A 13145-nucleotide genomic window follows, 5' to 3' on the forward strand; every position below is an offset into this window, starting at 1 on the left:
TCGCAAAACGCACCGCGTCAAATAGCTTCGCTCTACGGCTCAGCTTTTTCAATGTTTGCAAGGATCTGCATAAAGAAACGCCTCATCAGGCAGAGCTCTGTTTCTGAAAAATTGCCGAATACCGACTGTTCAAGCTGTTCCATATAGCTCATTCCCTTCTGTATGGTGTCACGCCCCTTTTCAGTCAGGTAGATTCGAATGATTCGCTGGTCATTTTCATCCTGCGTCCTGTAAAGCAGTCCTGATTTTTCCAGCCGCTGGATACTCACCGTGACTGTAGGCGGCTTTACCCCCAGAAGCTTTACGATCTCTTTCTGGCTGTACCCATCTCTTTTCCGCAAAATAGCCAGGATGGGAATCTGCCCCGGATACAGCCCAAGCTCCTTGATCATAGAAAAGCATTTTGCCGCATACCGGTGACTAATTTGCACAAGAAGCTCCTGCATACTTTTTTCGCTCATTTCCTCTTTATCTGAAAACAACCTTCTCACCTCCATTGGTCCTCAATCTTTTAGTTAGTCAGCTAACTTTATATAATATACATATGCACAAAATAATCAAGTGAAATTTGGTTATTTCACAAAATTTTTAGATTTCATTTTTATAAATTTTATTGGAATACCTTCGAATTTTAATTTGTCCGGCTAAATTAATTCTATAAATAAAAAAACTGCATCCGGGGAACATATCATTCCTCAGATGCAGGTTCTTATAAATCTTTTCCGGCAACGCCATCATTTCCTATATAAACTGGTTTGTCTGCTCATCATAATGGTAGTCTATGGAATCCAGTTTTTCCACAAGCTCGCTTTTCTTCATGCCTCTGCAGGTGCAAAGCGCCTCCAGGGATTCGTAGTAATCGCGAAGCTGTGTATTCACATAGCTTAACAGGATGACCGGGTCCTTTGGTATCATAGATTCTCCTTTACTCTGACAATGTATTCTCTGTTCTCTACATCAAGCACCAGAGTGCTGCCCGTGTGAACATCTCCGGAAAGGATTTTCTTAGCTGCCAGAGTCTCCACATATTTCTGCAGATAACGCTTCAGCGGCCTTGCGCCGTATACCGGATCATATCCGTTCTCGATTACATCCGCCCTGGCAGCCTCGGTAAGCTCCAGAGAAAGCTCCTGATCAGAGAGACGGCGGTTCAAATCCTTCACCATCAGGTCTATTATGCTTCCGATGTTGCTCTTTGTCAACGGTTTAAACATAATTGTCTCATCAAGACGGTTCAAAAACTCCGGACGGAAGTGAGCCTGAAGTTCATTCATAACCTCCTTTTCCGCCTCCGGTTTGATCTCTCCGTTTTCATCGATCCCTTCCAGAAGATAGGTGGAGCCGATATTGGAGGTCATAATGAGAATCGTATTTTTAAAGTCCACGGTACGTCCCTGGGAATCCGTGATCCGTCCGTCGTCCAGCACCTGCAGCAATACATTAAACACATCCGGATGGGCTTTTTCAATCTCATCGAAAAGCACAACACTGTACGGTTTTCTCCGCACTGCCTCCGTAAGCTGTCCACCCTCCTCATATCCCACATATCCCGGAGGCGCTCCGATCAGTCTTGATACGGAGTATTTCTCCATGTACTCACTCATATCAATACGGACCATATTCTGCTCATCGTCAAACAGTGTTTCCGCAAGGGTTTTCGCCAGCTCTGTCTTGCCGACACCGGTTGGTCCAAGGAACAGGAATGAACCGATGGGCTTTGTGGGGTCCTTGATTCCGGCTTTTGAACGGAGAATGGCGTCTGTCACACGGCGCACGCCCTCGTCCTGCCCGACCACGCGTTTATGAAGCTGATCCTCCAGACCAAGAAGCTTCGCTCTCTCGCCTTCCGTCAGCTTTGTTACCGGGATTCCGGTCCAGCGGGAAATGATCCTGGCAATCTCCTCGTCCGTCACTGCCTCATGTACAAGGCGGCGGTCATTTTCCTTTGCATTCCGCTCCTCGATCTCCAGAGTCTGCATCAGCTTCGGAAGCTCTCCGTACTGAAGCTCTGCCGCCTTTTCCAGATCATAGTTCTGCTGGGCTTTCTGTATCTGCTTATTTACATCCTCGATCTGCTCACGCAGCTTCTGAAGCTTTTCCACAGAATGCTTTTCGTTATCCCACTGTGCTTTGCTGGTGTTAAATTCATCCCGAAGATCCGCAAGCTCTTTTTGGATGTCTGCCAGACGCTCCCGGCTTAAATTATCCGTTTCTTTCTTCAGCGCGGATTCCTCAATTTCCAACTGCATGATCTTTCGCCGCTGCTCATCAAGCTCTGTAGGCATGGAATCCAGCTCTGTCTTGATCAGTGCACAGGCTTCATCCACCAGGTCAATGGCTTTGTCCGGCAGGAAACGGTCTGTGATATAGCGATGGGAAAGCGTTGCCGCTGCCACAAGTGCGCTGTCTGTGATCTTTACGCCATGGAAAACCTCGTATCTCTCCTTCAGTCCTCTGAGGATGGAAATGGTGTCCTCCACAGTCGGCTCATCTACCATAACGGGCTGGAAACGCCGCTCCAGTGCAGCATCCTTTTCGATATACTGGCGGTATTCGTCCAGGGTAGTGGCACCGATACAGTGCAGCTCTCCTCTGGCAAGCATTGGTTTTAGCATATTTCCCGCATCCATAGCGCCGTCTGTCTTTCCGGCCCCCACGATCAGGTGCAGCTCATCGATAAAGAGAATGATCTTTCCTTCACTCTTTTTTACCTCTTCCAGAACTGCTTTCAAACGTTCCTCAAACTCGCCTCTGTACTTGGCGCCAGCCACAAGCGCGCCCATGTCCAGGGCAAAAATCTTCTTTTCCTTCAGTGCCTCCGGCACATCTCCTGCCACGATCCGCTGTGCAAGCCCTTCCACCACTGCGGTTTTTCCTACGCCTGGCTCACCGATCAGGACGGGATTATTCTTTGTCTTTCGGGAAAGGATGCGTACCACATTTCGGATCTCGCTGTCACGTCCAATAACCGGGTCAAGCTTCTGGTTACGGGCTTTTTCCACCAGATCCTCTCCATATTTATTCAGGGTATCGTAGGTCGCCTCGGGATTATCGCTCACCACCCGCTGGTTGCCTCTCACTGTAGAAAGCGCCTGCAGGAAGCGTTCACGGGTAATACCGAATTCCTTCCAGATTTTATCCATACTGGGGCTTGCGTATTTCAGCAGGGCAAGAAACAGATGCTCCACGGATACGTATTCGTCTCCCATGGCTTTTGCCTCATCCTCTGCATTTACCAGGGCTTTATTTAAATACTGCCCGAAACGCAGCTCCCCTCCGGATACCTTTACTTTGGCATCCAGTGCCTTTTTTACTGTGTCAATAAAATATTCTTTATTAATCTCCATCTTCTCAATAAGCTTGAGGATCAGGCTGTCCTCCTGTGTCAGAAGGGAATAAAGCAGATGCTCCTGCTCGATCTCCTGGTTGCCGTATTCATATGCAACCTTTTCCAGATTTTGGACCGCCTGAATTGATTTCTGCGTAAATTTGCTGATATTCATAGGCTTTCCTCCTTTATAAAAAGCATTCCACATAACTGCTGCGGGAATACCAAAGCTTTGTTATCTTGTTCATTCTGAATGATAATACTTTTTGTTAGCACTGTCAAGAGTCGAGTGCTAATTTTCTGAAATTTTTCTTCTCAGCATTCTTATTCACAGTCACCGAAAAAGAATTTCCGCATTTCTCTTTTTTAATTCCTCAAACAATTTTTCCTTCTCCCTGACAGAACACATCAGCTCATTTCTTCTGCCTTTTATCACGATCCGGTCAAGGGAAGCCGCACTTGAGGCTATGGGGTTATGTGTGGCATAGACCTCCACAATGTCCCTGATCTGTACAGAATCCTTCAAAATGCCAAAATATACTTTGACAACATCTTCACTCACAAAGACATAGTTTCTTATCACCATAGGCAGGAAAACAACGTTGAATATGACGCCACCCACCAGCCCTGCTGCCAGATTGTCACCTGAAAAAATGATATCATATATCAGCATGCCATTCGCCACAATGATGATCGCCCAAAACCAAACTGCTATTTTCCCCTGGAACTTCATATGCTTCTCCTCATGCAATATCGCCGTTTTTCCATTCTATTATACTTCAAAAAGCGGAATAAAGAAAGCACCGCTGCTTCCAGACATTGACATACTGTCAACTCCCTGTTTTGCAGCGATGCTGTACTTCTTTATACCGTCAGTTTTCCGGGCAGCCTGTAATCACAAATGCCTTGCTGCGGCAAGGGCCGTCCTCCAGATCAATAATCCTGGAGTCAATTCCGAAAAACTCTCGCATATGTTCCTGTGTGATAATTTCCTCTGTGTTTCCAAATAGATATTTCTGCGTTCCCATCAGCAGCGTCTTGTCTGAAATGCGCAGGGCATGTTCCGGGTAATGGGTATTTAAGATGCAGGAAATCCCTTTCTCCTTTACAAGTTTTTCGATCAAATTTAAGATCAAAAACTGATTCTTAAAATCAAGATGGGACTCCGGTTCATCCATGATCAGAACCTCCGGCTCTGCCGCAAGCGCCCTGGCAATAAAAGCAAGCTGCAGTTGTCCACCGCTTAACTGGTTGCAGGATTTTAGCGCAATATCCGCAATTCCCACCTCTTTCATGGCGATCATTGCCTGATTTTTATCTTCCCTGGATGGCACACCAAACATCCGTACATACTTTGCCCTTCCCATGGTCACCAGCTCCTGTACGGAGTAAGAAAAGGCGACAGGATGTGCCTGGGGAACATAGCCGATCTTTTTGCTGTCCAGCGTGGAATTCAGCACTTTTCCATCCAGAATTGTCCTTCCTGAATCCCATTTAAAAATTCCCATCAGACATTTTAACAACGTAGTTTTTCCGATTCCGTTAGGCCCCAGAATGGACATCACCCTTCCTGATTCCAGAGAAAAAGTAATATCCTGTAAAATCGGCTCATTTTTCTTATATCCAAAGCATCCCTTCTCTACTGTGATCATCGGGTGTTTCCTCCTATTCTCCGAAACAGTACGGCAAAGAACGGCGCTCCGATTAATGCTGTCAAAATTCCAATGGGGATTTCCGCTGCCATTACGGACCTGGCTATTATATCCACTGCTACCATGAATACTCCGCCTATGATCGCCGAAGCAGGAATCAGGTTTTTGTGATCAGCACCCATAAGAATCCTGCTGATATGAGGAATTACCAGACCTACCCAGCCGATGATTCCGGTAGCCATTACACTGCAGGCTGTCAAAACGGTACATGCCATGATAATGATCAGGCGTACCCGTACCGGATTCACGCCCATAGTCATTGCCTCCTCATCTCCCATGGAAAGGATATTCAATTTCCACCGGAGAAGCATGATCACGATGATCGACACGATCATTGGCAACGCTACAAGACGCAGAGTTCCGTAGGTGGAATTGGCAAAACTCCCCAGCAGCCAATACGTGATGGCAGGAAGCTTTGAGTAGGGATCTGCCGTATATTTTGCCAGAGAGATCAGGGCATTCATCATGGATGACATGATCATTCCTGCCAGGATCAGCGAAATGGTAGTGCTCTGACCGCTGATCTTTGCCAGCATATATGTGAGAAATACAGTCAAAAGGCCTCCCGCCATAGACAGCGCCATAGCTTTAAGACTCTGGGCAAACGGATTTCCAACACCACGGAGACTTCGATCCCCTCCTGTGCCACACCGCGCAGCCCATTCCATAAAATGTGCAGCACTTCCTTCGGGCTGACCATATATCGCCCGAAGAAAAGCGCTCCCCACACCACAGCAAGCAGCAGAAAACAAAGAATCCACCATTTCAGGCCGGCCTTGATCCGCTTTTGCATAACGCACTCCTTCCTAGCAGTTCAGGCCCACATTGGACTTGGAATACAAAATCTGATCCATCTCTTCTTCTGTCAGGTCGTGGTCAAAATAGGTTTTATAGAAGTCTTTCAGATCACCACGGATATCAAATTCACTGAAAATCTCCGGATTGCAAAGCTGTGCCATCCACTCAAGCATGATATGGGACTCTGCACACGGCGGATCCCAGCGGTAAATCCCCATGGGAACCTTATAAACCCTGCCATTCTTGATCGCCTCAATGCTGCTCCAGTCATTGCCGCCAAAATTGCCTTCCGCAAAATCCTCAGGCATAAAATCATCAAAATTGCTTAACAGGATCACATCCGGATTCCATTCCAGTATCTGCTCCATATTGACAGTTGTCTGTGTTATTTCCAGTTCTTCCGCAACGTTCACGCCGCCTACCATATTCAGATAATCCTGTCCCAGAGATGTTCCTGCGTAAATCCGGTATGTTCCGTCGCCTTCTACTCCATACAGATAGAGAACTCTTGTCTGGTCCTCCTTTGCCGGAAACTCCTCCTGCTTGCTTTCTACAGCAGCGATGGCATCCTTATGGAGTTTGATCATGGATTCTGCGCGCTCCTCTGTGTGGTAAATCTCACCAAGCACGCGCATACTGTCCTGTACATCCTGTAATTTCCCGTAATTTACAAGTACCGGGGTTACCCCAACCTTTTCGAGCTGCTCACCCATCTTCTCAATCTCAGATTCATACATCAGCATGATATCCGGCTGTATTTTTGCCAACTCTTCGTAATTGAGCGTCTTATCGCTGCCAAGATAATCGGTATTTACATTCTCAAGACCAGGTGCCAGTGTTTTAAAAATACAGTTGTTGTAGGATTCCAGCGCACCGGCAGGCATACTCTTAATAGAGCTTGCATCACCGGATACGGCAAAGACCATAGCAGGCCACGGCCAGGAGATCGCTGCTACGGAATTAATGGTTTCCGGAATCTCCACCGGATTTCCATTGGCATCGGTAATGGTATGTGTACCACTGCCGGATTCCTCTCCTGCAGTCTCCGCGCTGCTGTCCCCGGCCCACACGAAGGTACTTCCGCCTGTCACCAGCATAGCAGAAGCCATAAGCATTGCCATACATTTTTTCCACTGATTCATCTTTCTCATGTTTACTTCTCCTTTAGTTGTTTTTTTATATTCAAAATACCAAATTCCCCTACCCAGGGAAGAGAAGCAAACAGGTTTCCGCTTAAGCCGTGGTTCGGTATCTCCACAAACTTTACCTGTTCACTGGCAAAACGTCTGAAAAACACATCCCCCGCAACAACGCTTTGCTCTGGTAAATGGAATAACATTTTTTTCAGTTCCTCAAAATCCGCAAACCGCACTTGCGGAAATCGCTCCCGCAGTTTTCCTGCTGAAAAGAACGTTTCACAGCACACTGCCGCAGCGCGCTCATAGCCCAGATCATTTCGAAACATCCTGCTCACCGCCTGTGCAAACAATGCCTCTCCGATCACGATCACATCCGTATGCTCATCCTTTTTCCCTGTAAGGACAGTCTCAGGACAGGGCACAGATACCTGGAACCTTTTCTGTAATATATTTTCAAGCTGATGCAGACCGTAATTTCCTGCAGGGCAGATCATTTCGTAAGGAATTCCGTACTCTGCTTTCATATACTCCGCAAGGGCAGTCCCGCTCTCAGACAGTACCAGATTAAGGGCTGCCCTGGTGCTGTCTGCCAATCTATATGCATCTTCCTCCTTTGACCAGTCACACATGATCCTGACACTGCTGTCCGCGATCAGCTTTCTCACAGGCTCCAGCTCTTTTTGAGATCCATGGCAAAAGGGACTGTAGCCGATCAGATTTACGGATTTTTGAACGGATTCCTGCTTTTTCAGAAATTTCCTTCCAAGTGCATCCAATGCGGAAGCTACTCCTTCCGTATAGCAGTGAAATCCGTCACAGTTTATCCATAAAGTAGGAATCTTTAATTTTTCTTCAATTCTTTTTGCCTCTCTTCCAAGGTCCATCCCGATCATGGAAGGGACCGGACTTCCAAGCAATGCTACAAAGGACGGCGTTTCCGGAAATGATGCACGGATGACAGTTTCGCAAACATCGTTGTCCCCCATGATCACATGAAGCATTTTCATTTTTGTGGTATATAATTTATCGCCCGGCAGCCTGCGGAATTCATCCACACAGGCATAGCTTCTGCCGCAGCTTCCTGCGGAGCATATCACACTTACTCCCCCAAGAGAGTATAAAACCGATAATGCTCCTGAATAATCCACCGCAGGAACCGGTATTCCATGAAGCAATGTCATAGATCCTCCTCACCGGATGTCCCGGCAGCCGAAAGCTTTTCCAGCCATTTCTTCCGGATTTCCAGAAATCGCTCTTTTTGTGTTATCTTACCCACGGACAAAGGACCGCGGTCCAATATATCTATGAAAACTCCTGTCTCTTTTTCCAGCCTTCTGCCCATGGCTCTGTAGCCTGTGGACGCCAAAACATCCACACAGGAGGTACAAACAAGCACAGCCCGCACGGAATACTCACGGATGATCTCCCTGATGCTTTCTTCCGCCAGTGAAACCTGTAAGCCTGCTGCAAATTCCTCTGTTTTTAAGGGAAGCAGAAACAGATATTCTTCTGCCTTCTGCTGATAAAAGGAAAAATACAGGCACCTCATACAGGAGGGAGGCCCCACTGCCAGAACGACCGCCCCGGGAATCTCTGCAACTGCCGCCAAAAAGCTGTTTCCAACCGCATCCTGAGAAACAGCCGCCAAATCCTTTTCCATTTTCTCTCCTTTATCCCATGAAGCTTTTGCAGAATTGATCCATTTGGCTATCTGACATTGCTCTGGGGATGCCGGCTGTCTCTTTTCTCAATATTTTTTCTGCCAAATGGGCAAACTGCCCTGCAGCCAGACTGTCAGGAGCATACTCCACAACCGTTTTTCCCTGATATTCTGCAATTTCTATCTCTTTGCTGTAAGAAACAGAGGACGTAAGTATGGAATTGGTCACTGCTGCCAGCTCCTCCACACGTTCTTTTCCTGTTCCGGCATTTCTCTGATTATAAATGATTCCTCCAAACCGGATATCTGATTCCTGTTGGATTTCTGCAATACTGCGGATAATATTATTTGCGGCATATAAGGACATAAATTCTGCGGATGTTATGATATATACAAGATCCGCCAGACGCTCCCGCATGGGTACGGCAAATCCGCCGCAGACAACATCTCCCAGTACATCATAGACGATCACATCCCAGTTTTCTTCAAACACATGAAGTGATTCCAGTTGTTCCGCCATAACCGTAATAGCTCTTCCGGCACAGCCCTTTCCTGCCCGGGGACCGCCTGTTTCCCCGCAGGTTACGCCTGCATAGCCTTGAAAGAGGATATCTTCCGCACAAATCTGCCCTTTTTCACAAAGCATATCCAGCACAGTAGGTATCCGCCTTCCCATCAGAGTCCTGGTTGAATCTGATTTTGGGTCACAGCCGATATGAAGAACCTTTTTCCCCATATTTGCCAGGGATGCGGAAACATTTGCCGCTACCGTTGATTTTCCGATTCCGCCTTTTCCGTAAAATGCAATTCTTATACAGTTCTTCACGCCGCAATCCCTCTTTTTCTATGTATACAAAAAACACCGTCAATAGCGGTGTTTTTTAACAGGTGAAACCAGATATTGTACATCACTACTCTTCATTCACCTTTATTATATGCAATTCGCCAAAATAAGTAAAATTATAAATTGGAATACTAAAATTCCTAAATTTCCCGCAGCAGCGTATTGCATATTAAATCCTTAATATCTTCTTTTGCGTCCCTGTTCCACATTGCCACGATTCCGACTGCTGCATCCCCGATTTCAATCAGCCTTACCCGCTCGTTTTCTTCATTGAATACGCCGCGTATTCCCAGGCCGATTCCACGGTTGTATTCTGCATTGACAAAGACGGTAAGGTCATTGTTCATAAACTCCATATCACGGATGTCCAAAGGACCTTCTCTGCAGATTTTCTGTATTTTTTCCATTCTGGAAAGGCTTCCGGGCGGATTGCTGATCAGAAGCCTCTGCCCTGCCAGATCCTCTATTTTCAACATCCGTTTTTCCGATAAGGGATTCATCCTGTTGACCACCGCAACTGAAGGCACCCTGGCCACTTCCTGCCACTCATAATACCCCGCATTGTCTGGGATGTCCGTTTCCAGCGTAAACACGATATCCATCTGCCCTGAATTCAAATGCTCCAGCAGACGGTTATAATTCATCCTGAAAATTTCCACAAAAGTCTCCGGGTAGTTTACGTAGATATGCTTTAAATACGGCTCCATAAATCCTACGGAATCTTTCAGAGGAAAACACCCGACTCTTAGCCGCTCCACCTTTATAGATGATATAAGCTTTGCATGCTCTATATCCCTTTGATATAAAATAATAATATCCTTCCATTTCTGATACAGATATCTGCCGCTTCTTGTCAGCTTCAGATTTCTGCTGTCCCGGTCAAACAACGGTATTCCAACCCTCTCTTCCAGTGCCATGATGTTCTTGCTGAGCATAGACTGGGTAACATAGAGTCTTTTCGCCGCTTTGGTGATATTTTCAGTCTCAGCAACTATGATAAAATAATAAAGGGTTTTCAGGTTCATATCAATCAGACTGATATCAAGGCCGTTAAAATCAAGATCAATTTCCTTCATGCTGTCTCCATTCCCATTTGTTCGGGCAGACTTGAAAAAAAGCCTGCTGACCGCAGGCTTTAAAAGCATATCTGTTTGACAGGAAAATCCTTTTACAAATATCTCCACGGAGGCGCGCTTTACTCGGAAGCCTGCTTTCCAACATTACTATCAAGCAGGTTTCCTGACTTACAGATCGCTGAGTCATTTTGCCTTCTCACACGCTTCATGCAATGGCTTTCCAAAATGACACTCCCTGCTTACAGTGGCCGGACCGCTCAGGATTTACACCTGATTCCCTCTCATTCTTTATAGAATTCACTTGATATTTTATTTCAGGGCGCCGCAGACGCAGCGCCCTTACATTCAAAATTATTTACCGGTTACATACTGTGCAACCTGTTTGTCCCAAACCATAATGTGGTTTAAGAGCCACTCTACCACGTTTTTCTTAACGGCTGCAACGAAAGCCTCGCTTGGGCCTTCCTCCTCAACCAGCATGTCCTCAAGCTCCTCTACTGCTTTTACGAAGGAAGCGTGCTGCTCCTTGTGTGCGTCAAGAAGAGGATAGCCATGCTCTGCCTGAAGCTTCTCCTCGTCTGCAAAATGCTCGTTGGTATAGTCCATCAGGAAGCCCAGTGTATGAGCAGCAACTGTCTTCTCTGTGCCAGGCTTACATTCCTCTGTCAGCTTGTTCACTCTGGCGATCAGCTCCTGGTGCTGAGAGTCGATCAGTTCGTTACCTGTTTTTAAAGAATCATCAAATTGAATTGCCATAATTTTACCTCCCGTTATTTCCGGAAAATACAATGCTGCTTTCCGGCTTTCTCCGCTATTTTTCTATATGAACTTTCTTTCCGCGGTTTTTCTCTGCTTATTATATCAAAAGAAAGATTATAATTCAATCTGCAATACAGATTTTTCCTATATCTCCAGCACGCTTCCCGCTGAAAGATACTGTATCTGTTTTCCAAGCTCCTGGTGAAGCATTTCATACCCTTCCACGCTGGTACAGTGGCAGGTGTAATACTGGGTTGTCTGCTTTTTCAGGCGTTCTGCCAGATCTTTACAGAATATGCGCTGCCTCTGCTCCTCCGGGTAGGCATGTTTCAGGTGCATCCCTCCGATCACAAAGTCGATCCCGCCTGGTGCGTACTCTTTTGATTTCCTCATAATATTCAGGATTCCGTTGTGGGCACACCCGGCAATCAGAACCATCTTGTTACCCTCACGAATGAGAAGATTCTGCTCGTGCATGAACAGATCCTGGATATCTCTGCCGTTAATGGACATATAGAGACGGTCGTTGGCCGGAGAATGGCATTCCCGTCCTGTCACTCCTGCCAAAACCTGAAGTCCGGCATCCAGCCTGTAATCTCCTGTATGGTATACGATCCGCGGATCATCCTTCATCTCCTGCGGTAAACCAATATATCGTCTCGTCCCATCCGGGTCATGAGCATAATATTCCCCAAACGCCTTCCGCTGTATATGTACCGGTGCGGTGGAATTGGCTTCCAGGAAGGCTTTCAGTCCACCGCCGTGGTCGTAATGTCCATGGGAAAGAATCGCAATGTCTACCCTGGCGATATCCACGCCCAGTTTTTCCGCATTTTCCAGAAACGCCCCGTCCGGTCCCATATCGAACAGTATTCTGTGACTTTTTGTCTCAATGTAAAAGCTGAGTCCATGACTGCTTTTCATCTCAGGTGAAACAGCAGTATTTTCCATTAAGGTAACAATCCTCATTTGGCTTTCTCCCCTTTCACAACAGCGCCAGTGTACCCTGGCACAGATCCCCTTTCTTTGTATCTTAAACCCTTGTGAATTTTTTTACAATAGAAATTTGCTAATTTTAATTACTTGGATTATAATGAAGCAAAGAATCACAAATCCTGTATACAGAAAGGGTATCAATATGAGTGAAACGAAAGGGCCTTCATGGCTGGAGACTTCAGATCCTCAACATTTCATAAATAATGCGGCGAAATTCGGCGACTTAATGATGATGTACCGATGTGCCATACGGGAAATTCGGACAAAGCTTGAGGTACTGGATGATGAATTTTCCGTGGAATATAAAAGAAATCCCATCTCCTTTATCAAGACCAGAATCAAAAAACCGGAAAGTATCTACCGGAAGCTGCAAAAGCTTGGCTGCGAATTCACGGCTGAAAACATCCGGACAAAGCTGAATGATGTGGCCGGGATCCGGGTTGTATGCGCTTTTATCGATGATATCTATACCGTTGCCGACCTTTTGGCAAACCAGGATGATATCAAGGTCATTAAGGTAAAGGATTATATTAAAAATCCCAAGCCTAATGGTTACCGGAGCTATCACATGATCGTAGAGATTCCCGTGTTTTTCTCCAAGGGAAAAACTCCTGTGCGGGCAGAGATCCAGATCCGCACAAACGGAATGGATTTCTGGGCCACTTTAGAGCATCAGCTTCGGTACAAACAGGGTATTGAGGAGATGGAGGGCTATGACAGTATCAGCAAGGAGCTGCTAAAGTCCGCCCAGGCTGTCATTGAAATGGACAACGAAATGCAGAGTATCAAAAATATGATTGGAAAATTTCATGATATCTGATCTTAAAAAGGGC

The 13145-nt window shown here is 46.3% G+C and carries 15 protein-coding genes and 1 riboswitch; of the genes, 1 reads left to right on the forward strand and 14 read right to left on the reverse strand.

The window, feature by feature from the left end:
* Positions 1-32 precede the first annotated feature (32 nt).
* From ACESZH_RS06190 to ACESZH_RS06255, 14 genes are all read right to left on the reverse strand, one after another.
* A complete protein-coding gene (locus ACESZH_RS06190) occupies positions 33-482 on the reverse strand; it encodes a MarR family winged helix-turn-helix transcriptional regulator (protein WP_373213118.1) in 450 nt (149 codons plus the stop codon).
* A 259-nt stretch (positions 483-741) separates the two neighbouring features.
* Complete coding sequence (locus tag ACESZH_RS06195; protein ID WP_373213116.1) at positions 742-915, reverse strand: DUF4250 domain-containing protein; 174 nt, start codon at positions 913-915, stop codon at positions 742-744.
* The gene (gene clpB / locus ACESZH_RS06200; RefSeq protein ID WP_373213113.1) at positions 912-3503 is read right to left on the reverse strand and encodes an ATP-dependent chaperone ClpB; all 2592 of its coding nucleotides are present in this window, start codon (positions 3501-3503) and stop codon (positions 912-914) included. The genes ACESZH_RS06195 and clpB overlap by 4 nt, the downstream gene beginning before the upstream one ends.
* A gap of 159 nt (positions 3504-3662) precedes the next feature.
* A complete protein-coding gene (locus tag ACESZH_RS06205) occupies positions 3663-4061 on the reverse strand; it encodes a PH domain-containing protein (protein ID WP_373213111.1) in 399 nt (132 codons plus the stop codon).
* A 139-nt stretch (positions 4062-4200) separates the two neighbouring features.
* Positions 4201-4980 carry an ABC transporter ATP-binding protein gene (locus ACESZH_RS06210; protein ID WP_373213108.1) on the reverse strand — a complete coding sequence of 260 codons (780 nt, stop codon included), beginning with the start codon at positions 4978-4980 and terminating at the stop codon, positions 4201-4203.
* Positions 4977-5708, reverse strand: a complete 732-nt coding sequence (locus tag ACESZH_RS06215; RefSeq protein ID WP_373219867.1) for a FecCD family ABC transporter permease — start codon at positions 5706-5708, stop codon at positions 4977-4979. Before ACESZH_RS06215 ends, ACESZH_RS06210 begins: the two co-directional genes overlap by 4 nt.
* Complete coding sequence (locus tag ACESZH_RS06220; RefSeq protein ID WP_373213105.1) at positions 5594-5833, reverse strand: hypothetical protein; 240 nt, start codon at positions 5831-5833, stop codon at positions 5594-5596. The genes ACESZH_RS06215 and ACESZH_RS06220 overlap by 115 nt, the downstream gene beginning before the upstream one ends.
* A 13-nt stretch (positions 5834-5846) precedes the next feature.
* Entirely contained in the window at positions 5847-6989 is a 1143-nt protein-coding gene (locus ACESZH_RS06225) for an ABC transporter substrate-binding protein (RefSeq protein ID WP_373213102.1), read from the reverse strand.
* A 2-nt stretch (positions 6990-6991) separates the two neighbouring features.
* Positions 6992-8158: a nitrogenase component 1 gene (locus ACESZH_RS06230; protein ID WP_373213099.1), complete on the reverse strand. Its 1167-nt coding sequence runs from the start codon at positions 8156-8158 to the stop codon at positions 6992-6994.
* Complete coding sequence (locus ACESZH_RS06235; protein WP_373213097.1) at positions 8155-8637, reverse strand: hypothetical protein; 483 nt, start codon at positions 8635-8637, stop codon at positions 8155-8157. Before ACESZH_RS06235 ends, ACESZH_RS06230 begins: the two co-directional genes overlap by 4 nt.
* 10 nt (positions 8638-8647) lie before the next feature.
* The gene (locus ACESZH_RS06240; RefSeq protein ID WP_373213095.1) at positions 8648-9463 is read right to left on the reverse strand and encodes a nitrogenase iron protein NifH; all 816 of its coding nucleotides are present in this window, start codon (positions 9461-9463) and stop codon (positions 8648-8650) included.
* A 158-nt stretch (positions 9464-9621) separates the two neighbouring features.
* Positions 9622-10557: a LysR family transcriptional regulator gene (locus tag ACESZH_RS06245; RefSeq protein ID WP_373213093.1), complete on the reverse strand. Its 936-nt coding sequence runs from the start codon at positions 10555-10557 to the stop codon at positions 9622-9624.
* A 135-nt stretch (positions 10558-10692) separates the two neighbouring features.
* Positions 10693-10877: riboswitch (cobalamin riboswitch) on the reverse strand.
* Positions 10878-10908: 31 nt separating this feature from the next.
* The gene (locus ACESZH_RS06250) at positions 10909-11313 is read right to left on the reverse strand and encodes a bacteriohemerythrin (RefSeq protein ID WP_373213092.1); all 405 of its coding nucleotides are present in this window, start codon (positions 11311-11313) and stop codon (positions 10909-10911) included.
* Positions 11314-11460: 147 nt separating this feature from the next.
* A complete protein-coding gene (locus ACESZH_RS06255) occupies positions 11461-12285 on the reverse strand; it encodes an MBL fold metallo-hydrolase (RefSeq protein WP_373213089.1) in 825 nt (274 codons plus the stop codon).
* A gap of 169 nt (positions 12286-12454) precedes the next feature.
* Between ACESZH_RS06255 and ACESZH_RS06260 the strand changes: the two genes are divergently transcribed.
* Positions 12455-13132 (forward strand): GTP pyrophosphokinase family protein, encoded by a 678-nt coding sequence (locus tag ACESZH_RS06260; RefSeq protein ID WP_373213088.1) that lies wholly within the window; start codon positions 12455-12457, stop codon positions 13130-13132.
* The last annotated feature ends 13 nt before the right edge of the window (positions 13133-13145 follow it).

Origin of the sequence: Ruminococcus sp. 5_1_39BFAA (genome assembly GCF_964240875.1) — a bacterium.
Taxonomy (GTDB): domain Bacteria; phylum Bacillota; class Clostridia; order Lachnospirales; family Lachnospiraceae; genus Blautia_A.